This window comes from Halogeometricum rufum, assembly GCF_900112175.1.
Lineage (GTDB): Archaea > Halobacteriota > Halobacteria > Halobacteriales > Haloferacaceae > Halogeometricum > Halogeometricum rufum.
Genome location: NZ_FOYT01000002.1, coordinates 63,554 through 86,867 on the forward strand (window position 1 = coordinate 63,554; position 23,314 = coordinate 86,867).

Genomic DNA, 23,314 nt, shown 5'->3' on the forward strand with positions numbered 1-23,314 from the left:
CGTTGGTTCCCTATTGGTACAAATAGTTCGGCGTGAGGTGAACGTCAGTCGAACACGTTACCGTCGTCGATCTGATCCAAGAGACGGGAGACGCGCCCGGCGCGAGAGTCGTCCGAGATACGTGCCTCGTAGGTGTCTGCAGTCTCCTCTAGGAGGTCGTGGTACTTCCTCACGACGATACCTTGTCTCTTGAGCATCCCCTCCAAGTCGTTCCACGCGTCGGTGTCCGGAACGACGAAGACGATGTTCGTCGACTGTGCGTCCCGGTCTCGTTCTTCGATTTCGACGTCGAGTGCCCGTTGGAACGTGCCGACGAGTTCGAGGAGTCCAGTTCCCGCAGGCTCGGTCGGATGGCGAAGCGAGACCAGTGTGAACCCTACTGCGGTCCGGACGCATCGAACTCCGGATCCGTCGTCGCCGGTCACCTCCCGCAACCGCCTCTGAACACCTCGTCGGATGTCCGCGCTTACTGGCGTCTCTTCCCAAGAGGGGTCGAGTAACCAAGGATGTTCCACGAGGTGCCCGTGCATCTCGTCGTCTACGCCCCCCTCTTCGACGCGAGATAGGAACGCGTCTACTGCCTCCTTTCGATGGGAGAGCATCTGGTGGTGCTGCGACGAATCGACGTCGTCCAAATCCGAGAGGACGCGAGATACGGTGCGTTCGTCGCTCTCACTCAGGTCGTCTATCCCCTCGAGCTTGTCTCTGTACTTCATGTTCTCGAAGGCCAGCACGCCGTACTTGAAGAGCTCTCGCCGGTCCGATTCGTCTTCGAGCGACATACGGCCGATCTTGCCGAGGAGACTCTGAGCGCGGTCGCGCTGGTCGGGGTCGAGACTCTCGTACCACATGTCGATCGCACCGATCTTACGGGCTTCTCGAGACTCCTGTTCGTTCCGGAGGTCGTTCCACTTCCCGGCGATGTGACTTAGTTCGACTCGCAGGAAGTCGAGGAGATCCTGGTACCGTGGGTCCTCCTTGACGACGTCCTCTCGGTTCGACGTCGCGATGTCGTCCTCGTCGTCGTAGTCGAGGAAGTCCGCGTGTATCTCGCCGACGAGGTACTTCGTGAACATCCGGCTATCGTTGACGCTCTCCAAGAGGTCTGGCTTCGCCATCCGGCCGCGGACCATCAAGGAGACCTTGTTGAGGTCGTCCGCGTCGGTGTTCTGTCCGGGGTAGTCTTCGACGAGGTCGTTCGGCTTCTCTACGGTACCGATCCAGCCAGAGATCTCGTATCCGTTCTCGGTCTCGCCACCTCTCTCCTCGTGATGTTCGAGCTTGGAGTCCCGGCAGTACTCACGGTAGTGGTGGTCACCGAACGTCCAGAGGAACTGGACTTTGTGGAAGTAGTCGCGGTCCGTCACGGTCACCTCCTCGCCGTTGATACGGACCGTGAAGTCGTACTCTGAACCGAGGATACTGAACCGTCGGGCGAGTCGTTTCCGTAGTGCGTGCTCGGTCGTGTGGATACGCTTCGTGAGGTCAGAGAGGACGAGCTTCGTCCCCTCTCGCAATCCGGGCGGAAAGTCGTCTAGCGGCCTCGGGACGTACTGCCGTTGTGGTGCACCCGACGAAGACTCTTCTTCGCCGATGGCGCGTTCGATCTCGCTCAGCTCCAGTCGGAAGGCGTTTCGGTCACCGTCTTTCGCGGTGTAGACGTCGACAGTCTCCGCCACCGAGAGCAGAGAGAGCTTACCGATGCCCTTTCGGCCCATGACCGGCCGTCCGTGTTCGGGAGTCCGGTTCGGTCGTTCCTCGTCACGTCGTCGTCGGTACCCGACCCTGAGGTACCGCTCGTTCACGTCACCTGCGTCCATCCCGTGCCCGTCATCGACGATTTCGATACGACCGTCGTCGGGGTAGATGTCGACGTCGACGTTCTCCGCGTCGGCGTCCCACGCGTTCGCGACTGCCTCGGATAACACCGCGGGGACGTTACTGTAGAGGTTCAGGCCTAGGTGGTTCAGCACGTTGAGGCTGAGGGACATCTTGTAGGGCGAGTCGTCGTCCCGTTCGGAGCCGTCGATATCAGGCTGCGACATCGTGCACCTCCAGATGGTCTGCGATACTGCGTCCGATCGCCTCGCCGAGTCGAACGGGGACGGCGTTGCCGACCATCCGTCCGACCTTCTTGAACTCCACTTCTTCGCCTTCCTCGACGAAGGCGTAATCCTCCGGGAACGTCTGTAGCATCGCCCCCTCACGAAGCGAGATGGCTCGATCTTCCTCAGGATGTCCGAACCGGCCGCTACCGTAGTTGTAGAACTGAGTCGTCATCGTAGGGGCTGGGGCGTCCCACTCCATTCGTCCGTACACAGAGTCGAACGAGCGTCCGCTCTCCTTCCGGTGGCAGTCGAGGAGCAATTCTTGATCCCAGTCTCGCCACGTCCCTCCCGGGAGCGACTGTCTGATTCGTTTGAGGTTTCGCTCTACGAGCGTCCGCGACTTGTGAAGGTGGTCCTCGGCATGTTCCTCGCCCGCTTCGAGAGGTGGTAAGTCCCCGATCACCTCGCGGACCGTCGGGTAGTCGGAAGGATCGTGCGTAGGATCTATCAACGAGATGTCGCCGAGTTTCGAGGCTAGTAGGACGACACGGTGGCGTCGTTGTGGGATACCGTAGTCAGGACAGCTGACCTTGTCGAACCAGATCTGGTACCCCTCCCTGAACAAGGTGTTCACGAAGTCGGAGTAGACCGATTCGTTCCTCACCTCGGCTACGTTCTCCATCGTGACGACTTCGGGTTGGACGTCTTCGACGAGGGCTCCGAAGCTCTCGAGGAGCCCGTAGTCGTCGCGGACCGACGTGTCCGTCCCGTTGTTCAAGTTCGAGAACGGCTGGCAGGGTGCACAACCAGCGAGTACCTTCGTAGCCCCATCCGGATATAGTTCTGACAGATCCGATGCTTCGAGTTCAGATACGTCTTCGTCGACGAACTCGGCGTCGTTGTTCTCCTCGTAGGCGTACTCACAGTCGAGATTGATCTCGATACCGGCGGCGACTGGTATCCCTGCCCGTTCGAGACCGTGGGTCAGACCCCCGACACCACAGAAGAGATCGACTGCGGCCACGTCGGGACTCATCGACAGATCCCTCCAGAATGCATCGTATGGGCCATATTCATAGGTACTTATACCACGTTCGTCTCGGCTGCAGAGTCGACCCAGTGTTCGATACACTCCTCCACGAGCCTCTCGTGACGCTCTTTGAGGCGTTTCGGCGTCCAACTGTCGAGTTCGGACAGCTCGTTCGTTATCGCGAAGTCACTCTTCTTCTCGAAGTACTCTCGGTACTTCTTGGGGAAGGGCCGGTTACTCGCCTTGTAGTTCTTGCGACCGTCCAAGAGCACGAGGTTCCCCAGACGGTTCGTCCACTTCTCGCGTTCCAGCTCGTCACTGAACCGCTGCGTCCAGTACCCACTATTCGGGTTCTGTGGGAGGATGTGTTCGACGTTGATGTTCTGGCCGTACTGGATCTTGACGTTACGGTTGTCGAACCGCTCCATGTCGAGTCGCATCAGGATGTACTTCGGCCACTGATAGTTCCCCTTCCGGTAGAAGTTACGGAGGTTGAGCGCCTCTCTGAAGTCCTCTCTGTCGTCACGGAGGCCGTCTACGAGGTGAGTGGAGTCGAGGGCTTCTCTCGGACCGTCGGCCGACTCGATGTCTCTGAGGATGCTGTAGATTCGTGAGTAGCGGTCACTACTCGACGCGCCGGTCAACCAATCGACCGTGAGCCGCCGTTCGAGGTGGCGGACGAACTCGAAGAGGAGGCCTTCGTCGTCGAACTGTTTGTCGAACTCGATCAGGGCGACGACCCACTCGTCGGAGGGGTAGAAATCCCGCATCACCGAGACGAGGTTCGCGTAGTAGACGTTCTTGTGCTCGTCGTCCGCGTGAAGTTCGGCGTCGTAGACTCGCTCGCGGTGTACGTCGAATACCTGTCCGAGTTCGTCGACGAAGTCTCGTCCACGATAACTCGGATCCTTCGTGAAGACCTCGCTGAACTCGTCGTAGATCGACTTTCGAGACTTGTCCTTCACCAAGATATGGCGCATGTAGCCGATGAACCGTTCGAGTCCCTCGTTGCCGACCTCCTCTTCCATGTCTTCCCACTTCCGCTGGTACTCGTCGCGGTCAGATTCGGGGATCTGGCTTAGGTTCTCGCTCTTAAGCAGGTCGGCGTTGTTAAGGGGCATCCCCCGGGCGTTCGTGACGTTGAACAGGCGGAACGCAGAACTCAGCGAGTCGGTCATGATTCGGACCATTACGACACGCTGTGGGATGAACGCGGCTAACGAGGTCAGGTCGTTCCCCTCGTTCACCCACTCTTGGAGCCGTTCGTCGAAGGTAGAGACCGCTTGGAGGATGTTCTGCTGGGGTTCCGTATCACCGTCTGCGGGGTCGGCAGGTTCGAGCGTCGCACCGCGCTCTAGCACGTTCTTCTCGAAGAAAGACTGGTCACGGTCGCGGATTCGGAGCCTGACCGATCCTTCTTGTCCCTTGGCGAAGTCTTCTTCCTCTTGGACGAATCGATCCAGCGAGGTCGCCCAGCCTCGATGTTCGAGTCTATCCCTGAGGACACAGAGCAAGATAGCCACAGAAGTGAGCCGTTGTTGACCGTCGATCACGTCGAACCTATCGCCGGTCGACCCTCCTCGGTTCAAGATGATGCTCCCCAAGAAGTACGGTTCGTAGGCCTCGGTGCGCGACTTGTCGAGTTTTCGGTTCGAGTTCAACAGGTCGCCATGTATCTCGGCGTTCGACTCGTATGCGTCAGTCAAGTCGTCGACGAGATCGACGAAGTTCTCCTCTGTCCACGAGAAGGGGCGTTGGAACTTGGGGATCTGGTAGAGGTAATCTTCTCCATACAATTTGTGGACGAACTCTTCCTCGGCGTCGATCTGACTTCCGCTCACGATGAATGTGAGTGTCAAGTATGGCTAATAGTCCTTTCGAGAGCTTGATGGTTCTAAGAGACCAACAGTAGCCTTATTTCGCCATCTCGACAAGTATGTCTACTACTCCTACGTTCGAGATACGAACCTCTGAGGGACGTGTGGACTACTCCGACTACTACGAAGGTAGGGAGAGAAGTGAGGACGATAAGAAAAGAATCAACCTCGGAGATTCTAACGTAGACTATACCGGTTCCGGTCCATCGCCTACTGTCGGTTGATTTTTCGACCCACAAATATATACTATACCGAACCAATCGAAAGGCAAATTGTGACAGACGATGGTAATCCATATTGGAGACGACGTTTTCCGAATGACGTCGTGTTTCGCGCTTCTAGATGTCCACTCCTGTCAATTGGCAGCACACAGAGGTTGACTGTAGGCCGCTTTAGTATCGCGAGAACTGACCGATGAGTCTCGGATGGAAGTTCAGCCGGGCCTCTACCGAGGATGGCCGGTCGGGAGGGGATCCAGCGGCGTACGCCTTCGAGAACGATCTTGAGGACTTCGTCCGAGAGACCCTCCAGAACGCGAACGACGCCGGCCCAGAGAACGAAGACGAGCCGGTGAGCGTTACTTACCACCTGAAGGAGTACTCTGGTTCAGACCTCCAAGACCTCTTCGCTGCGGTTGATTGGAGTGAGGAGATTGACGGTGACTCGGAGACCGAAGAGTACCTCAAAGATCACCTTCAGACGGTCGCGGACTCTGGACAAGATGATGCCCTCGCCCGTCTTCTAGATGAGTTAGAAGATGACGGTAGTCTGCTGATGGTGACGGTCGCAGACACGAACACACACGGGCTCTTCGGTGCGGAAGGTGGTAGTGGACCCTTCTCTGCGTTAGTCCTTGATGACCTAGTCACCGAGAACAAGGAATCCGGCGCTGGCGGAAGCTACGGACTAGGCAAGGCCGTTCTCTGGAGTTGGTCTGGGCTCTCAACCGTACTCTTCACTTCCCACCCAAGAGACTGCAATGGCAACGAGCCACCACGTCTCATAGCTCGAACCCAACTTCCGTCCCACGAGATTGACGACGACCAGTATCGCTACCTAGGCAGGGGGTTCTTTGGATACTTAGACGAGAGCGAACGGGACGTGCGAATCGACTCAGACGGAGAGACAAGGTACAAGTGGGGGAAGAACCCAGGCCGACCACTCTCGGCATGGGGTGACGAAGCCGAGAGTATAGTTAATCAGATTGGGGTTCCCACACCACAGAGGGAGGGAACTAGTGTTTCCGTACTGGGATTCTGCCCGCCTGGATCCGATAATCAGCCGAACGTTGAAGACCTAGCGGACGACATCGCCCAAGAGGCCTCAAAGTGGTTCTGGCCTGCCATGCTCCGCGGTTCATTGGAGGTCAACATCGAGACTGATTCGGATACTCGTGTGGTAGACACCACAGAGTGCGAAGAAGTGATCCCGTTCGTCGAGTGTATTCGGAGTAGAGAGTCAACGGTGGACGTCTTGGACAAACCAGGCGACATCGCAGTCACCTCACCGACGTTCGAGATCCCGGACAAGAAACCTGGAGAGACTGAAGAGGAAGAGGATCCAGCGACCGAAGATGGTCCAATCAACGTCTATGCACGGCTCGCCGACCCGGAGCGTGACCTCGGCCTGAAGAATCGCGTCGCGCTCGTCCGAGGGCCGGGGATGGTCGTCAAGTACTACAATCGAAACCGGATCGTCTACGGCGACCGCACATTCCACGGGGTCGTCCTGGCTGGAAACGCACGGACATGGAACGGTGAATCGACCCAGGCAGACCGAGATATCGAAGACTTGCTCACGGCTGCTGAACCCCCGACTCACAAAAATTGGGAGAAGACCCGAAACCTCCTTGAGAAGTACGCCGAAGACGACGCAACTTCTTGCATCAACAACCTTCAGAGGAATTTGATCACTGAGGCATTGAAATCTTTGGTCCAGGTTTCGCGAGAGGGAGGAGAGTTCGTCGCTGCAGGACTGGCAGAACGGTTATCTCTCCCCGAAGCCGGAGCAGAAGGGGGGTCTGGTAGCGGTGGTGGCGGTGGTGGCGGTAGTGGCGGAGGTGGTGGAGGTGGCGGCGGCGGTGGTTCTCCGACTGTCACAGGTGATCGTAGTGTCACCTTCGACCACAACGAGGGCCGTTGGTCGTTCGAGGGAGACATCAACGTCGGTGTCCATCCTCACGGGATCTGGGAACTCAGAGTCACGATCCAACAGCTTAGTGAGGAGGGGAACGTTATCGATCAAATACCTGTCGGAGTCGTGAGTTGTGGGAACGACGACGTATACGTTGACGACACGGGATCCGAAGCACTCCTGAGGGCACCTACGCACGTAGACACGATCAAGTTCATTGGCCGAACAGTCGTTGACCGAGAGCGGCTACAGACACGGCTGAACATCAACGCTACCGTTCAAGAGGTGGACGAGTCGTGAGCGACTCGGAGGGCGCGTCTGGTGACTCTGTGGCCGATCTCTCTAGCTTCGACTTCTCGGGGCTTGAGACGCGTTCAGGGAACCTTAGAGCCTCTAAACTCCCCCACGCGCACGACCCAGAGGGGCTGCAGTGGGAACTCGTTGGGAACGAAACATCCGAAGGCGAGTCGTTAGCACTGGACGTAGAATCTCGCGGCCGGCTCGTCGGTCGAAACTGGGACGAGTTGGAGTTGAACTTCGAAGTGACGGTCACCGACGACCTCTACGATACTGTAGTTCCCTCTGACGAAGATGGATCACACGCAATCCTGGGTATCGTATACTTCTGTCGTTCCACAATCCTTCGCGATGTTAGTGAGACCGTGACGGTGGACGGTGCAGACACGTACGAACTCTCTGTTACGCTGCAGAAGGAGGACCTTCGTGATTCGGTCGTCCTGAACCCAGCCCTCGCTCGCTCTGACTCCACAGGGACAGACGAGAACTACGCGACAAACGAGGGTCATAGGATGGCAGAAGGAGATCTCTGGACCATCGAGCTCGACCACGTCGGGTCTCTGGGGAGCCTCCTCCAACCACGCGAGAAGAAATTTAGCGAGGACGACGACTTCCCAGACGAGGATCACCTCGTATTCGTCGACTTCGAACGGAACCCTCCACGGATCTTCGTCAACTCTGATCACGAGCGGATCGTAGCTTGTCTCAATTCGGATAGCAACCAGGGGTGGGAGGCTAGTGCCCGTGAGGTACTCTACAACCACATCGAGTCGCAGATTTGGCCACAGCTCATCCTCGAAGCGGCCGCTGGTATCTCTGACGACGGAGATGTGCCCGAAGAGGAGTGGAAACGAGCCGTGATAGAGAAGTTCAGAGAGCCGTTGTACGGTGAGGAGATAGACTACGAAGACGCAGTCACGAATCTACGGGAGGATACAAGTTCCCCTGAACGAGTAAGGAGACTGATTCAGGATATTGATGACGCCGTCCAGACGAAGACTAACCCCCCGAGCGATGCGATGTCCCTGCTCAACCTGATTGATCGGAGGTAACCATGGCGGAACAACTTAAACGACTCACACCGGAAGGCCACTACCGCGTCAAAAAGCACCTGAAGGAAGGAGAGCACGTTTCAAAGCTCCCAGACGATATTGAGGAGAATGTCGTCGAAATTCCGAATCTAGAAGCGGATCTTGACGGTCTAGAGGACGATTTGGAAGCAGCAATAGCTGAAGGCGACGTCGTATCGGGACGGTCGCGTGGAACCACTATTGACGCCCACGCGGCCCCACAGGTCCATCAGCGGATAGATATCGACCGTCGAGACGCGGCTATCGATGGACTCTGGCATTGGCTCTGTGTTTTCCGGTTCCGGGAGTTCGTCTACGACCGGTGGGACACAGGTGGAAACATCGTTGAGAAGTTCCTGGCCGGCGGGACGAATATCTACTCCAACGCTATCCATCGGCTCTGGTGGGGTGCCGAGTTGACACACGAAGGAGACGACTACAGCCGTACACGCACCCTGTTCAGCCAAGGCGAACTCGCGAACGACATATTGGACCGTCGTTTCGCCCGATGCGAGTCTGCAGCTCAAGTCGTAACTGACGAACTAGATGGTGAGCCGTCATCCCGAATTAGTAAGACGACGAGGAACTTGCGGAACGAGTTGTCTCTTTACACACTTGAACTCATGTCCGAAGAGGGAATCGCTAGACTGGTAGACGAAGTAGAGGAAGGATAGGTCTACTCTCCCCTGAGCACGCGGTCAGACCAATAGGGAGTATCTCCCAAATTGCGCTTGAGGTCATCACGGCACTCGTCTTCGCTATGAGTGTCTCAAGCCGTCCCAACCGAGCAGCATCGGGTTCTCTTCGCTTTCTCCGGTGCCAGAATCACCAACGATAACGTTGCCGGATCACGTTTGACTAAAGATACCAGTAAGGGCGCGGAAACGTCCCGAGATGTCTTCACGTCAACTTGTAGCCAAAGACCTCAAAGTCGTGCTCAGAGCTTCTCTGTAGGTTGAATCGACGGATGGGCTCCTTGTTCTTCCACTCCCACATCTCCACAGGCGAGTATTCGCGACAGAACTCGTGGAATGGGAACTCCCCGAGGTTACCGATTCGCTTCACATCCAAATCGTCTGCACCTTAGATGACTGCTATTGGTGGGCCCGCTCACGATCAATCTCGCTGGTGGTAAACCGATATATTGACAGAATGTCAGATACTCTGAATATGAACTTTCGTACTCACGTGTAACCGCCTGTTACGCACCGTTTCCCCGCTAACAAGGAAGATCTAGCGAACTCCCTATCAAAAAGTCCCGAATTACGCTGTAACACTCTGTTACATCCTGCTCAGATGCCTGAACGTTGCTTAACTCCTCTACAGTTGTTGCCGGAGGAGCAGTAGATTCAAAATCCGATATTGATGTTGCTTCCGCTTCGGGTTCCACACCGTGCTTAGTGTGAATATTCCTACTCTCAATCTAGAGAGGCTCACTAGAATTCCGTTGTCGGAACCAATCCCGGCTTGACGATGAGCGTATTCCCCGCGGTTACACACCTCCATTGGCGTTCCATTCTATAGAAGCAGACCCTCTCCCTTCACAGGTACTGAGAACTCTTCCGACTTAGCCCAATCAATTGGTCCGAGTCGTGGCATTCATGCCTTTTCTGGAAGCACGATTCCCATCCTATTACGGCTCGATGGCACCCGAATCCCGTCTATTGCCTCTGGATGCAGGGATCGCGACTAGAATTGGTGACGAACATTGAAAGTGGCAACTGCAATTGGCGTAGTCTGCACAAAGACCACTCAAAAACTCGGGAAGAATGCAGTATCGTTAACGCAGTTGTGCCCAGTCTCTGGATACTGTTCTTTCGGTGTCCCAAATTGTTGAACACCAATTCACCAATCCCCAATTCTAATTGGCCCTCTAAATACTCAATTCGGCTCTCTCACGGCGATGACGTCGAACACGTCAAGAGCATTCGCAGGTCGGCTGCCAGTCGACAAAGCAGAGCTCTTCGAAGCAGCGATCGAAGAATCAGACAATACGAAATCAGAAATGGTGCGACGTGCGATTCAGTACTACATTAGTAAGAATCCCGATCGCATCGAGGTACTCTATCCAAACGATTCTCTGGAGCGGTTCACGCTGGAGTTGATGGATTGATGGCTGAAAACCGAGTGCCGAACATCATCTACAACGAGCCAGAGGGACGAGAAGCTCGTATCGCGCGAGATGCGAACGGGGTCGCGATCGGGGTCGCCCTATTCTTCACTCCAGGCGAACTCGCAGCCGTCGGTGTTGACCCGGCGAAAACGGATGTCGTGAGGCTGCGGTTCGTCGACGGCGAAATCGACCTCATCCCAGCAGAAGCCAGAGAGTACACATCGGCATAGCCGTTGCGAATTGAGGAAACGGTTATGTCAGATGTGTCCGTTGCCTACATTAGAAATGGATAATCCCCACGAAGACGGTGACGAACGGGACGACGAGGGGAAGTTCTCGACGAGATACGCTCCGGAGGATTTCCTCAGCGCACTAGACCGATTAGGTGGTTCAGGATCGACAAAGGAGATTGCAGACGAAGTGGGCTGTTCGAGACGGACAGCGAACTATCGCCTCTCTGACCTCGAAAACGAAGGGCGAGTCGACTCGCGCGAAGTTGGACGATCGATTCTGTGGCAGGTGAACGAAGATGGCGAATAGCCGTCACGCAGCGACGTATCCGAGCGAGGAGCAGTATCAGCGGTGGCAAGACCGCGCGAACGAGATGGGGATGTCCACTTCGGAGTTCATCGAAGCGATGGTCGAGGCGGGGATGAAGAAGTTCACCGCCGCCGTCGAACCCGACGAAACGAACCAAGAGCTCCGAGATCAGCGACGGGAACTGAAGGACGAACTCGACCACACGCGGAGTCGGGTTCGAGAACTGGAGGACATGGTCTACCACGGAGAGCGCCGGACCATCAAACGCTACGTCGACGACAACCCGGGCGCGACGTACGACGAGATCATCCAGCACCTCATCGAGACCGTCCCGAGCCGAGTAACTACCCACCTCGGTGACCTCGAAGGAGACGAACTCCGGTACGAGGACGAAGGCTACTACCCGGCCACCGGAGACCGTTCCTGATGGCCCGAGGTGACACCGACACTTCTGACCGCGCTACCAACGAAATCGGAGAGCGAGATGTCGAATACTGGCTGGGCGTGTACAAGTCGATAGACGAGGTTCCGAGCCGATATCGACTGGAGAGCTTCTCGTCCGAGTTCGCTGGGAAGGATACGTGGAGCGACTACTTGGACACTCGTGACGACCTCGCGGAGTCGACGAAGAAGAACTCGTGGTATCCGTGCGGCGACCGCTTCAAGAAGTTCATGCGGGAGGAAGTAGGGCGACACCACGCCCTCGCTCACCCGGACGACATCGAAGCGTATCTGAGCCACATCAAAGACGGCGGCTACTCGATCAAGGTCACAGAGCGGTCCTCGAACACCGTCTACTACCAGCACCTCTCTCCGCTGAAGACGTTCTTCGCGTGGTTGGTCCACCACGTCGACTACCCGCACGTCTACAACCCCCTCCTACTGGCGGCCCACGCGGGAGGAGTCACGCGCGAGGTGTGGTACTGGCAGACCGAATACAAACCCGGGTACGCGGAGCGACGAGATGAGTGAAAACCAAGCGACCCACGAAACGATAGCACAGGCGTTCGGTCGAACGACCGATCCGCTGGCAGAGTACGACGGTCGATTCAAGCAGCTCGACGTAGACCCGTTCCAACTCTGGTTGGAGGAGCAGGTCTACACGAAGGATTACGCGAAGGGGACGGTCCAGGCGTTAGAGCGTCCGATCGATCAGTGGTGCGAGTTCATGGCCGAACGTCACGACCGCCACCCGGCAGTTCCGACGACGAGCCACGTCATGGACTTCGCTCACTACTATCTGGAGGAGCGAGACAACTCGAAGAACACGGTCGGCGTGAAGTTGGGTACGCTCAGCCGAGTGTTCCGCTACTTCCAAAGCGAACCTGCATTCCCTCATCCCACGGATTTCAATCCGTTCGACGCCGCGAAGGGAAAGATCGACCTGAACGGCGACGATCCGAAGGAACCGCGTCCCATCCCGCTGGAAGAACTTCGGAATGTTCTGCAGAACGAGGTCAAGCATGTCCGTGATAGGGCGCTCATCGTCATGCAGTTCAAGCTCGGACTCCGGGCGTCAGAGACGGCGAACATCAAACTGAGCGAGATCCACATCGCCAACGCGGAACTGCAGGACCACTACGAAGAATTGGGCACGCACCCGGCGCTCGAAGGACGACCCAACGCGGTCTTCATCCCGCACGACCGAGAGCGGAACAAGTCCGAGCGGCCGCGCGTGCTGCCGCTTGACGACGAACTTCGTCGCGTGCTGCTCCAGTATCTGCTATGCAGGCCGGATAACGGCGAGCCGTGGCTATTCCTCTCGAAATCGGGCGGTAAGAAGGTCGGCCACACGAATATCAACGACGTTTGGAAGAAGTACTTCCGACCGGAGTACGGACCGAACGAGCGGTATCGCGGTGTGTCGTCGCACTACGGTCGTCACTACTTCACGACGTGGTTCAGCATCGAGCGAGAGTGGCCGCGTGACCTCATCAAGTATCTTCGAGGTGACCGGCAGAGTGGTGGGAAGATTCGGTCTACGCGAGACGCTATTGACTCGTACATTCATGCGTGGTACGAGGATATAGAAGATCGATATCGGGAGGATATCTATAAGCTTCGGATATAACAAATATGTAATTTGTATATGATATACTGTAGTGTTTCGGAGGAAGAAATTCAAGGCTCTATTTTGAGTGTGCATTATGGCCAGTCAAACTGCTGCGATGGACAAACTCAATATAGTTTGTCCAGAGTGTTCAAATCAATTTGATAAGGGCACTATAGCTAGTATAGATACTACAGATTACCAATCCTTCTCAAGTGATTTTTCATGTCCTAGATGTAACAAGTACATCCATCCTGAAGACGCACTACTCAAGTACTTTTCAGAGATTCCTACCTCTGAGATTCCGGGGCGACCCGTGAAAATCGGAGGATTCGCTAGTGTAGGGACTATTGAGCTAGACGTCGGTAAGACAAAAGAGATCCCTCTGATTGGTGGGAAAGCGTTTGATATCGGCCTGAAATTACTTTCAGAAACAGATCAACCGCCAAATCAAACAATTAGGGACTTAGATGGCACGACAATACAATGGTTTCCTGGTCCACTGCTAATCGACGATGCAGTTATCGTAGACATTGCTCAATCGAACGATGGTGAGATTGCATTTATCACCTCTGAGCGTGAGAATTATTCATCTACTATCACGGTGGCATATCACTACCATCTTTATCGTTCAACCATCCCACAGCCACCCTGGGTCACTCTACTTAGTGAAGCACTAGAAAGCTACCATCGAGGACACGGCCTTGCTCTGTACACATTGCTCTTTTCGTCTTTCGAGAATCTCTTGGCGAGAGAGATTACTCGAACGCTTCGAGCAACGGGTTGGGTAGACAACCCGATCGACAATTTTCTTAAGAAATACTGGACTTGGGAGGAGCGGTGCAAAGGTGCGTTAAAAGTTATCACATCGAAACATTTCCCGACAGAATACTCGAGTATATACAACGATCTCTGTCAGCTAAGAGAGACACGGAACGACGAGATAATCCATGTTGATTCTGAAGATTCCGTTGCAGAGATTGGAATTCAAGAACTGAGGAGCTCATTTGAAACAATTTTAGATGCGATGATGGCCATTCACACACTTTGCTATGAGAAACGCCAAGAATGCCTCTATCCACTTGGTCTTCCTTGATCGAGTGTCAATAAGATAGAACCATTTTGATGTGGAAGTGCGGTATAATACATTTCGCCCATAACCGCGCCTTCGACGTTCCCGACGACGACGACGCCTTCGAACGCGTCGCGCAGTTCCTCATGCCGCCCGGTGCGTCGCGCGTCTGGAACAACGCCGTCATGGAACTCGGCGGCGTCGCCTGTGGGAAGACGCCTCGGTGCGACGAGGAGGGGTGCCCGTGGCGCGAGTGGTGTCACGCCTACCAGACCGGCGACTTCACCGCGCCCGACGTGCCGACGCAGCCGAGTTTCGAGGGGAGTCGACGGCAGTTCCGCGGGCGAATCGTTCGACTCCTCGGCGAACGCGAGGAGATGGAGATGGACGCGCTCGGTCACCGAATCCGCGTGGACTACAGCCCGGACGGCGAGCACGGACGGGAGTGGCTTCGCGGCCTGTGTTCGGACCTGGTCGACGACGGACTGATCGAAGTCGACGAGACCGAAGACGGGGCGGTCGCTCGCCTTCGAAGGTAGTCGCGTGCGACCGCGCGCTCAGTCGTCTCGCAGGCGGGGATTCGGTCCGTCCGGAACCGCTTCGCCCCAGTCCTGCGCCCACTGGTCCAGTTCCGCCAGGGCGTCGACGAGTTCGTCTCCTTTCGCGGAGAGGGCGTAGTAGACTGCAACCGGCGCGTCCTCCTCCATCCGGCGGACGACGACGTCGTTCTCGACCAGTTCGTCGAGCGCGTCCGAGAGCGTCTTCGAACGCGCCCCTGTCGCTCGCTTGAGTTCGTTGAATCGCCGCTCCCCCCCTTCGAGGGCGTAGACGACGTTCATTCGCCACGGCGTTCCGACCTGCTCGATGGCACGGACGACTGGACACGCCGACGCGTTCTGTGACTCGATCTCTCGCTGTCGGGAGTCGGTCTCGGCGGGCATGGTCAGTCGGCCGCGGGTGCCGCGCGCTCGGTCGCGGTCTCGGGGTACGATTCGACGCCAGCGTACGCGACGAGCGACGCTCCGAGCGTCTCGACGCGGTCGGCCAGTTCGTCGTCGGTCAGTCGACCGCCCTCGAAGGCGCCGTGTGCGTCGGGGAGTGCGACTTGGTGGGGCAGAACCCACGCGTCGAGTGCTCGGGCGACCGACCGGAGGTGTTCCAGCGCCGGCGTCGGGAACCCGCCGCCGGCGACGACGAGGAGGCCGACCGTCGTGTCCTCGAACTCTTCGAAGCGACAGTAGTCGAGTGCGGTCTTCACCACGGACGAGTACGACCCGTGGTACACGGGCGACCCCAGCACCACCCCGTCCGCGGCCCGGACGCGCCGACGGAGTTCCGCGGCGTCCCCGGCGTCGCTCCGGTCGGGGTCGAAGACCGGGAGGTCCAACGCGGCGAGGTCCACGAGGTCGGTCGTGGCGCCGTCGCGTTCGGCCGCTTCGAGGGCTCGTTCGAGTGCGCTGCGCGTGTGACTGCCGTCGCGCTGACTACCGCACAGTGCGACGATATGTTTGTCGTCTGCCAGCTTCATCTGTCGTCGAAAACCACGTGCTAAGACCTGTTAAGCGCTCGGTGGAACGCGTTCCAGTAACGAACCTTACCTTTCGGCGGTCGTCTCCCGAACGACGTCGCACGACTCGGCGACGGTGAACGCCAGCGACTCGTCGGCGTCCGGAACCGCGACTTCGACGCGCGTGGGTTCGGTCTCTCGAACCGCGACGGCGTCGGCGTCGACCACGAACCCGAGGTTCCACAGCGGCGTCGCTCGCAGGTCGACACCGGCCTCGTGTAGTCGGCCCGTAACCGCCGGACGCGTCAGGAGGACGACGCCGGCGGGGACGAAACTGTAGAAACTGCACCGGTGGCAATCGACGGCGACGACCGCGGGGTGGTCTCGGGCGAAGTACTCGTCGTACCGGTCGAGCTGTTCGATAACGCCGATACACGCCCCCTCCTCGTGGACCCGACCGGTCAACTCGCGGTCGACCCGGCCGGCGCAGAACGGGCAGACGCCGTCGAGCGCACACGACCAGACGAGTCTCGTTCGCCGGTCGAAGGCGGCGACTATCGCGTCGTCGTCGCGGTCGGCGATGCCGCCGGGGTCGAAGGGCCACTCCAGCGCTCGGTTCCCGCAGTCGGGACATCGAATCCGGGCGACGTAATCGGTGCCGTACTCGAAGGTCAACCGCCCCCCGCACGCCCGGCAATCGTCGTCGAGTTCGACCGGTCCGACGGTGACCTGCTCGTGGAAGACGCCGCTCTGAATCGCGTCGAGGACGCGGTGACCGGGGTACTGGAGTTCGTACCCCTCGTCCGTTTTCGCGACGAAGTGGTCTCGTAACTCCGAGAGGTGGTACGTGAAGCTCCCCGAGTCGCGTTCACCGACCGCCTTCCGAAGTTCGGCGAACGACAGCGTGAACCCCGGAGCGTCCCACAGCGCGAGCAGTATCTCCAGTCTGAGGTCGTGGCTCAGGGTCATGAACGCCGCTTCGGCGTCGGTGGCAGCCCGAGACCTGTCAGACGAGTCACCGGCCATGCGTGCTACACAGACACAATCGAGTATAAACATTGAGTTCCGTCAGGAGTCGAGCCAGAGGACGCCGAGTACCGCGGCGCCGAGGGCGGCCCCGACGCTGCCGCAGAGGAGCGTCCCCTGATAGCCGATAGCGCCGCCCAAGAGCGTGAACAGCGCCGGCCCGATGGCCTGGCTTATCCCGATTGTCGTCGTCTGCAGACTCATCACGCCGCCTCGGACGTGGTCGGGTGCCAGCGCACTGAGTCCGGCGAACAGCGTGGGCGTGACCAACCCGCTGCCGACACCGAACACGAGCAGTGCTCCGACCAACGAGGGCGGTGTCGCTGCGAGCGCGACACCCAGGAAACCGACCGCGTACGCGGCGAAGCCGGCGGTGAGGAGCGTCGTCGTCGAGGCTCTGGCGGCCAGTCTGCCGTTCTGCGTCGAGACGACCGCGGTCGTCAACAGCACGGCGCTGGTGACGAGACCGACCGTGGTGGGGGCGAAACCGAACGCCGTCGAGAGGTAGAACGGAAGGGCGGTGTACAACCCGCCGAAGAGCAGGGTGAAGGAGGCGAACATGACGCCGTACAGGGCGGCCGCCCGGCAGGCCGGGACGAGACGAATCGCCTCCCGAACGTACCCTCGGTCGTCGTCGCCGGGCGGTGACGCGGGCTCGTCGAGTGCGACCAGTACCAGCCCAGCGACGGGGAGCGTGAGCGCGTACATGAGGAAGGGGGCGTTCCACGCGAACACGGCGAGGTAGCCGCCGACGACGGGGTACGCCGCGGTTCCGAGCGAGAGCATGGCCGACGTGACGCCCATGACGGAGTCGTGTCGGCGACCGGTGTATCGGTCTCCGACCACCGTCATCGCGAGCGCCGAGAGGACGCTTCCGGCGGCGAACCCCTGGAGGACGCGCAGGCCGAGCGCCACCGCGAAGTCGCTCGTGAAGGCGATGGCCGTGCCGGCGAGTCCGAAGACGGCGAGGGTCCCCGCGAGGACGTAGCGCCGGCCGATTCGGTCGGCGAGCGCGCCGATGACGGGTGCGAGCAGGATACCCGGGAGCGCGTAGAGCGTGACGAACAGTCCGGCACGGGCGTCGGAGACGCCGAATACGGACTTGATCTCGGGGAGGGCCGAACTGATCAGCGGCACGTCCATAGGCGTCATCAGCGTGGCCGCGAGGACGGCGAGCAGGACCGGCGAGCGCCACGGAACGCCGCCCGACCGCTCGGCGTCCGTCGAAGTCTCGGTTGCTCCCACGGGCCGTCAGAGCCCCATGCCGACCGCCAGCGGCCAGGAGACGGTCGAGAGCGCCAGGAAGACGAGCGCGCCCCCGACCAGGCCGACGTTCTTCAGGAAGTGTATCCGTTCGTTCTGTCGCTCCTGTCCCGTCACGGTCCAGAAGTCGTGCATGACGACCGTTATCGGGACGAGGAAGACGACGACTGCCAGCGCGCCGACTGCGGGGTAGACGCCGGTGAGTACCGCCGCCGCGCCGGCGACCAAGCCGAGACTGCCCAGCGGAACGGTGACCGACGCGAGCGGCGCACCCTTACTCTCGGCGTACGCGACCGACGATTCGAGGTCGAGCAGGTTGCCGAGTGCGAGGTATCCGACGACGAGTGCGAACAGTGCTCGACCGAGCAGGAACGCCGTTCCGGACAGCGTCGAGGAGAACGCCATCAGGAATCCCCTCCCGCGGGCCCACGGGTGGGAAGGTCGCCGTTCGTCTGTACGATTCTGACCGTCGCGTGTCGGACCTCGTTCGGTGACATCATCGCAGGAGGAGAGACGGACGTGTGACGAATATATTTCAGGCAACTTACACTATATCAGGTTTCCCGTGCGATACCGGGACCGACCCGGTTCGTGAAAGTGGAGGCTCTGGTTCGCTCTATCCGCTGCTCCGGAAGAACGTCCGAGCGGCAGGAACGCGGCCTGTTCTGTCGAGCGTTCGAACCATCTGGAACGGTCGTCCGGCCACCGACCCGAGAAATCGCGAACGTGGTGGTCGAGAAGTCTTTCGGAACGCCGACGCCGTCCAGTAGAATCGCGGTGTCGAATTCGACGGGCGTCTCCGACCGACGGTCCGGCGTCTGCTCCGCCGGCGCGTCGGTCACTTCGCGTTCACGCCTCGTCGGTTCCGTCGTCTGCGAACGACTCGTCGCGTTCGTGCGGTGCGTTCCAGTCGTTCGCGGGCCCCACCGGGACGAACCCGGTCGGATTGATGTCGTCGTGGCTCCGGTAGTAGTGGGCTTTGACGTGGTCCGCGTTGCAGGTTTCGGCGACCCCCGGCGTCTGGTAGACGTCTCTGGCGTAGTCCCACAGGTGGTCGAAGTCGACCAGCCGACGAAGATTACACTTGAAGTGCGTGTGGTAGACGGCGTCGAATCGGTACAGCGTCGGGAAGAGGAACACGTCGGCGAGGGTGAGTCGGTCGCCGACGGCGTAGCGACGGGTCGCGAGGGTCTCGTCCCACCGTTCCATCGCGTCGAACAGGTCGCGAACGGCCGTCTCGTACGACGCCTGCGAGTCGGCGAACCCGGCGCGGTAGACGCCCGTGTTGATAGCGGCGTGGATGTCCTCGATAGCGTCGTCGATACGCGCTCTCGCCGACGACGGGTAGAGGTCGAGCGACGCCGACGCGTACTCCTCGAACTCGGTGGCGAGCATGCGCGCGATAGCCGCAGACTCCTCGTGGACGATAGTGTCGGTCCGTCGGTCGTACAGGACGGGGACCGTCACCCGCCCCGTGTAGGTCGGGTCGGCCTCGCGGAACACCTCGTAGAGGGTGTCGTGGCCGTACAGCGAGTCCGGCGTACAGTTCGCTTTCTCGGGAGCGAACTCCCACCCTCGGTCGTCGCGGACGGGGTCCACCACGTCGACCGAGACGGCGTCTTCGAGTCCGAGGAGGCGTCGGACGAGTGCCGTCCGGTGCGCCCACGGGCAGGCGCGCGAGATGTAGAGGTGGTACCGACCCGCTTCGGCCGGGTACTCGGCGTCCCGCGAGTTCTCGACTCGGTCGTCGAAGGTGTCGTGGTCGTACCGGTCGCGGGCGGTGTCGGGTTCCCACGCACCGTCGTGGAGCAGGCCCATCAGTCTCCACCCCCGTCGTTCGAGCGCCAGAAGAAGCCGTTGCCCCGTGATTCGCGGCGCACGGTTCCGTCGTCGACGAGAGACGCCAGCACTTGTCGCGCTTTGCCGTCGTCGAGTTCGTACACCGCCGCGACTTCGCGCGTCGCTACGGGGCCGTATTCGGCGACGAACCGTCGCATCGGTGGCGGCGACGACTGTTCCAGGGAGGGGTCGACGGCCCTCAGCGCGGTCGTCAGTTCCTCGAACGACCGGAAGCCCGCCGCGCGTCTCTCGCCGCCCGGCCCCCGGATGTGGTACGTCGGGAACGCCCGAACACCTGCGTCACGCGTCCGCGAGAGGTCGTCTTCGAACGCCGCTTGCGCAGTTCCGTCGTCCAGCGCCGTCGTGAACTCGTCGACGTCGAGGCCGACCGACTCTGCGAGTTCCACCTGCACCTCGCGGTCGTTGACGTTGCGCACCTCCGTCGTGTACGCCTCACGGAGTCGCCGCAGATACCGATGCGCCAGTTCGGTCTCCTGTCGTCGTGCGGCCGCGAACGCCTTGCTCGCGGGGTACGTCGACTGTGCGGGGTTCGTCTCGAATATCTCCGTATCGACCGGCATCCCGTGCTGTCGGGACGCTTCGACCCAGTGCGGGGCGACGTCACTGGGGTCTGTGATGTCGTTGGCCGCGTCGTGGAACGCACCGAAGTCCTCGACCAATCCGCCCAGGACGTATCTGATTCGTATCTGTTCGCCGAACGCGACACGAAGACGCCGGACGACGGGTTCGGACCCCCAGCACCACGTGCACATCGGGTCCGTGAACTGCGTTACCGTCGGCCGGTCTCCGTCCGTGTCTGTCGTCGACATGTGGTCGGCTACAGTCCCCCGAGAAAAATGTTTCAGGCATACTACAGTAACTCAGGTGTCCCGCGGGGAACCAGGATACGAAACGACACCGGCGTGGAGGACCACGCGTCGACGGGTCCTCACCGCCGAGACGCGTCGCCGGAATCCGGAAACTGTCGGGAACGGGTCACCGTCTCGGACGTCGTCGGCGAGCGCCGCCGGACGGCCGCTCGAACCGGGTTCGGTAACTCTCCGATTCGCTACAATAATCGGCTTCAGGGAATCTTCATACCGCTTGTCGACCAACTGGAAGCCGTCGATACAATGAGCTACGAACTCGACCCCCTGCCGTACGATTACGACGCACTCGAACCGCACATCTCCGAACAGGTGCTCACGTGGCATCACGACACTCACCATCAGGGCTACGTGAACGGCTGGAACAGTGCGGAGGAGACGCTGGAGTCGAACCGCGAGGAGGGCGACTTCTCGTCGTCGGCCGGCGCGATTCGCAACGTCACGCACAACGGCTGCGGACACATCCTCCACGACCTCTTCTGGCAGAACATGTCGCCCGAAGGCGGTTCCGAACCCTCGGGTGACCTCGCCGACCGTATCGCCGAGGACTTCGGCTCCTACGAGGCGTGGAAGGGCGAGTTCGAGGCCGCCGCGGGCAACGCGAGCGGCTGGGCGCTCCTCGTCTACGACTCGTTCTCGAACCAGCTCCGCAACGTCGTGGTGGACAAGCACGACCAGGGCGCGCTCTGGGGCACCCACCCCATCCTCGCACTGGACGTCTGGGAGCACTCGTACTACCACGACTACGGCCCCGCACGCGGCGACTTCGTCGACGCCTTCTTCGAGGTCGTCGACTGGGACGAACCCAGCAGCCGCTACGAGCAGGCCGTCGAACTGTTCGAGTAAGCGACGAGACGCTCCGTTTTCGCCGTGGGCTTCCGTCTCCGCCACCCTCCGGCACCGGCCCGGCGGAGACTTCTTGACGAACTGGTGAGTACGACAGGCCGATGGTCGACGGAACGAGAATCGCGGACGTCGAAGCGGTCCCCGAAGTCGGCTCGTACCTGTTCACCGCCGAGGACGCGTTCACCAACGAGCGAGAACTCATCCTCGTGCCGTGCGAGCGAGACCCGGGCGTCGAGGCCTGGGTCAACGAGTGCACGCACGAGAACCAGCGGTTCGACAGGGGCGACGGCGCAGCCATGCGGGACGGGCAGATAATCTGCCCGAAGCACGGGTCGATGTTCGACGCCTGCTCGGGCGCGTGCGACAACGGCGAGGCCGCCGGAACGTCGCTGCCCGGCGTCGACGTCACTGTCGAGGACGGCGGCGTGTTCCTCACCGACGACAACTACACCTACCTCCACGACGGCGGCGTCGCAGACGACGACGGCCCGGACTCGACCTCTCACATCGGCTTCTGAGCGAGCGAGTTCGACGCCTCGCGGCAACGTACGTCGGGAGCCCCAGGAACACCAGCGGCAGTATCGTGAGCGCGTGGCTGAGGACGTTCACGAACGGCCCCTCCGAGAGGCCGTCCGGGACGAGTCTGCTCACAGCGGCGGATTCGCCCGAGAGACGGGTGGCGCTGTCGCCCGACCCGGACGCTCACGGCACTTTCAGATAGGCGTAGCCGTCGTGCTGCAACCGGGTGAGTTCGTCGACGCCGGCGGGGACGGTATCGACGTTCGAGAGCAGTTTCGAGTGGGGGATGTCGCGGCCCGACAGCGAGTTGCGGCAGCCGAGACAGCGCACGTCGCCGTCGAGCGAGCGGACCGCCCGCGAGAGCGGCGACCCCTCGACGAACAGGTGGACGGCGTCGCCGTTGGCGAGGAGGACGACGTCGTCCGTCTCGGCGGTGTCGTCGTCGAGGAGGTTGCGCACGTTCGCCAGCGCGTGTCGCCAGTCGCTCACGTCACCGCTCGACAGGTGGAAGACTGCGTTCATAGCGGCGCGACGGCGGCCACGTCCTTCAGCGTTCGTGCCGGGGGGTCGGCGGCGGCGACCACTTTTCACGTCTCCCGTCGACCGGACGCGTATGGCACAGACGCACGTCGTCGCCGTCTGCGGGAGCCTCCGCGACCGGAGTTACACGAAACTGGCACTCGAACGCGCTCTCGACGGCGTCCGCGAGGCGGGGGGCACCGGCGAACTGCTCGACCTGCGGGCGTACGACCTGCCCGTCTTCGACGCCGACGAGGACGGACAGGGCGACAGCGCGGTCGTCGCCCGGCGAATCCGCGAGGCGGACGCGCTCGTCCTCGGGACGCCCGTCTACCACGGGTCGTACTCGGGCGTGCTGAAGAACGCGCTCGACCACTGCGGGTTCGACGAGTTCGACGGCAAGACGGTCGGCCTGCTCGCCGTCGCCGGCGGCGGCTTTCCGGTGACCGCGCTGGAACACCTCCGGTCGGTCTGCCGGGCGCTGAACGCGTGGGTCCTGCCCCATCAGGCCGCACTCCCGCACGTCTCCTCGCAGTTCGACGGCGAGGAACTCGCCGACGAGGGGTTAGAAAAGCGCGTGCACGTCCTCGGCCGCCGGGTGGTCGAGTACGCGCGCATCGAACCCGACCCGGCGACGTTCGAGGCGGGAGAGAACGTCGGAGCGGGAGGGAAGTAGTC

The 23,314-nt window shown here is 60.1% G+C and carries 23 protein-coding genes and 2 pseudogenes; 13 read left to right on the plus strand and 12 right to left on the minus strand.

Annotated elements, in window-relative coordinates; translation table 11 throughout:
- Window positions 1-44: 44 nt before the first annotated feature.
- Genes BM310_RS09865 through BM310_RS09875 form a run of 3 tightly spaced genes read right to left on the minus strand, consistent with a single transcriptional unit; the run spans window position 45 to window position 4,919 of the window.
- Window positions 45-2,045 carry a BbrUII/HgiDII family restriction enzyme gene (locus tag BM310_RS09865; RefSeq protein ID WP_089807241.1) on the minus strand — a complete coding sequence of 667 codons (2,001 nt, stop codon included), beginning with the start codon at window positions 2,043-2,045 and terminating at the stop codon, window positions 45-47.
- Window positions 2,032-3,084 (minus strand): DNA cytosine methyltransferase, encoded by a 1,053-nt coding sequence (locus BM310_RS09870; RefSeq protein WP_089807243.1) that lies wholly within the window; start codon window positions 3,082-3,084, stop codon window positions 2,032-2,034. The genes BM310_RS09865 and BM310_RS09870 overlap by 14 nt, the downstream gene beginning before the upstream one ends.
- A 47-nt stretch (window positions 3,085-3,131) precedes the next feature.
- On the minus strand, window positions 3,132-4,919 hold the full coding sequence (locus BM310_RS09875; protein WP_089807245.1) for a DUF262 domain-containing protein: 1,788 nt from the start codon (window positions 4,917-4,919) through the stop codon (window positions 3,132-3,134).
- Between the two features lie 450 nt (window positions 4,920-5,369).
- Here BM310_RS09875 and BM310_RS09880 point away from each other — a divergent pair, with 450 nt between their 5' ends.
- From BM310_RS09880 to BM310_RS20950, 3 genes are read left to right on the plus strand one after another with little or no spacing between them, the layout of a single operon-like run.
- Window positions 5,370-7,388 (plus strand): hypothetical protein, encoded by a 2,019-nt coding sequence (locus tag BM310_RS09880; protein WP_089807247.1) that lies wholly within the window; start codon window positions 5,370-5,372, stop codon window positions 7,386-7,388.
- The gene (locus BM310_RS09885) at window positions 7,385-8,437 is read left to right on the plus strand and encodes a hypothetical protein (protein WP_089807249.1); all 1,053 of its coding nucleotides are present in this window, start codon (window positions 7,385-7,387) and stop codon (window positions 8,435-8,437) included. The genes BM310_RS09880 and BM310_RS09885 overlap by 4 nt, the downstream gene beginning before the upstream one ends.
- Window positions 8,438-8,439: 2 nt before the next feature.
- A complete protein-coding gene (locus tag BM310_RS20950) occupies window positions 8,440-9,129 on the plus strand; it encodes a DUF6339 family protein (RefSeq protein WP_143105140.1) in 690 nt (229 codons plus the stop codon).
- Window positions 9,130-9,225: 96 nt separating this feature from the next.
- Here BM310_RS20950 and BM310_RS21935 read toward each other — a convergent pair.
- Window positions 9,226-9,600: pseudogene (locus BM310_RS21935) on the minus strand (hypothetical protein); the annotation flags it as partial.
- Window positions 9,601-10,567: 967 nt separating this feature from the next.
- On the opposite strand from BM310_RS21935, the gene BM310_RS20960 reads away from it, so the two are divergent.
- The 7 genes and pseudogenes from BM310_RS20960 to BM310_RS09915 form a co-directional block, all read left to right on the plus strand.
- The gene (locus tag BM310_RS20960; protein WP_143105142.1) at window positions 10,568-10,798 is read left to right on the plus strand and encodes a hypothetical protein; all 231 of its coding nucleotides are present in this window, start codon (window positions 10,568-10,570) and stop codon (window positions 10,796-10,798) included.
- A 55-nt stretch (window positions 10,799-10,853) separates the two neighbouring features.
- Complete coding sequence (locus BM310_RS09895) at window positions 10,854-11,108, plus strand: FaeA/PapI family transcriptional regulator (RefSeq protein ID WP_089807252.1); 255 nt, start codon at window positions 10,854-10,856, stop codon at window positions 11,106-11,108.
- Entirely contained in the window at window positions 11,098-11,535 is a 438-nt protein-coding gene (locus tag BM310_RS09900; protein WP_089807255.1) for a hypothetical protein, read from the plus strand. The genes BM310_RS09895 and BM310_RS09900 overlap by 11 nt, the downstream gene beginning before the upstream one ends.
- On the plus strand, window positions 11,535-12,080 hold the full coding sequence (locus BM310_RS09905; protein WP_089807257.1) for a site-specific integrase: 546 nt from the start codon (window positions 11,535-11,537) through the stop codon (window positions 12,078-12,080). The genes BM310_RS09900 and BM310_RS09905 overlap by 1 nt, the downstream gene beginning before the upstream one ends.
- Window positions 12,073-13,179 carry a tyrosine-type recombinase/integrase gene (locus BM310_RS09910; RefSeq protein ID WP_089807259.1) on the plus strand — a complete coding sequence of 369 codons (1,107 nt, stop codon included), beginning with the start codon at window positions 12,073-12,075 and terminating at the stop codon, window positions 13,177-13,179. The genes BM310_RS09905 and BM310_RS09910 overlap by 8 nt, the downstream gene beginning before the upstream one ends.
- A gap of 76 nt (window positions 13,180-13,255) precedes the next feature.
- The gene (locus BM310_RS20965; RefSeq protein WP_143105143.1) at window positions 13,256-14,254 is read left to right on the plus strand and encodes a hypothetical protein; all 999 of its coding nucleotides are present in this window, start codon (window positions 13,256-13,258) and stop codon (window positions 14,252-14,254) included.
- Window positions 14,255-14,319: 65 nt separating this feature from the next.
- Window positions 14,320-14,769, plus strand: a pseudogene (locus tag BM310_RS09915) (A/G-specific adenine glycosylase); the annotation flags it as partial.
- 18 nt (window positions 14,770-14,787) lie between these two features.
- Here BM310_RS09915 and BM310_RS09920 read toward each other — a convergent pair.
- From BM310_RS09920 to BM310_RS09950, 7 genes are all read right to left on the minus strand, one after another.
- The gene (locus tag BM310_RS09920) at window positions 14,788-15,171 is read right to left on the minus strand and encodes a winged helix-turn-helix transcriptional regulator (RefSeq protein WP_089807262.1); all 384 of its coding nucleotides are present in this window, start codon (window positions 15,169-15,171) and stop codon (window positions 14,788-14,790) included.
- Between the two features lie 2 nt (window positions 15,172-15,173).
- Entirely contained in the window at window positions 15,174-15,758 is a 585-nt protein-coding gene (locus BM310_RS09925) for an NADPH-dependent FMN reductase (RefSeq protein ID WP_177232590.1), read from the minus strand.
- A 66-nt stretch (window positions 15,759-15,824) separates the two neighbouring features.
- On the minus strand, window positions 15,825-16,763 hold the full coding sequence (locus tag BM310_RS09930; protein ID WP_089807264.1) for a winged helix-turn-helix domain-containing protein: 939 nt from the start codon (window positions 16,761-16,763) through the stop codon (window positions 15,825-15,827).
- Between the two features lie 42 nt (window positions 16,764-16,805).
- Window positions 16,806-18,008 carry an MFS transporter gene (locus BM310_RS09935; RefSeq protein WP_089807266.1) on the minus strand — a complete coding sequence of 401 codons (1,203 nt, stop codon included), beginning with the start codon at window positions 18,006-18,008 and terminating at the stop codon, window positions 16,806-16,808.
- Between the two features lie 6 nt (window positions 18,009-18,014).
- Entirely contained in the window at window positions 18,015-18,431 is a 417-nt protein-coding gene (locus BM310_RS09940) for a DoxX family protein (RefSeq protein ID WP_089807269.1), read from the minus strand.
- 444 nt (window positions 18,432-18,875) lie between these two features.
- Window positions 18,876-19,844, minus strand: a complete 969-nt coding sequence (locus BM310_RS09945; RefSeq protein WP_089807271.1) for a glutathione S-transferase family protein — start codon at window positions 19,842-19,844, stop codon at window positions 18,876-18,878.
- On the minus strand, window positions 19,844-20,695 hold the full coding sequence (locus BM310_RS09950; RefSeq protein WP_089807273.1) for a DsbA family protein: 852 nt from the start codon (window positions 20,693-20,695) through the stop codon (window positions 19,844-19,846). Before BM310_RS09950 ends, BM310_RS09945 begins: the two co-directional genes overlap by 1 nt.
- Window positions 20,696-20,998: 303 nt before the next feature.
- Between BM310_RS09950 and sod the strand changes: the two genes are divergently transcribed.
- Window positions 20,999-21,598 (plus strand): superoxide dismutase, encoded by a 600-nt coding sequence (sod, locus tag BM310_RS09955; protein WP_089809148.1) that lies wholly within the window; start codon window positions 20,999-21,001, stop codon window positions 21,596-21,598.
- Window positions 21,599-21,699: 101 nt separating this feature from the next.
- Entirely contained in the window at window positions 21,700-22,116 is a 417-nt protein-coding gene (locus BM310_RS09960; protein ID WP_089807275.1) for a Rieske (2Fe-2S) protein, read from the plus strand.
- 184 nt (window positions 22,117-22,300) lie between these two features.
- Here the strand turns inward: BM310_RS09960 and BM310_RS09965 are convergent, their stop codons facing one another.
- Entirely contained in the window at window positions 22,301-22,639 is a 339-nt protein-coding gene (locus BM310_RS09965; RefSeq protein WP_089807277.1) for a DsrE family protein, read from the minus strand.
- Window positions 22,640-22,730: 91 nt separating this feature from the next.
- Here BM310_RS09965 and BM310_RS09970 point away from each other — a divergent pair, with 91 nt between their 5' ends.
- Window positions 22,731-23,312, plus strand: a complete 582-nt coding sequence (locus BM310_RS09970) for an NADPH-dependent FMN reductase (RefSeq protein ID WP_089807279.1) — start codon at window positions 22,731-22,733, stop codon at window positions 23,310-23,312.
- Window positions 23,313-23,314: the final 2 nt, after the last annotated feature.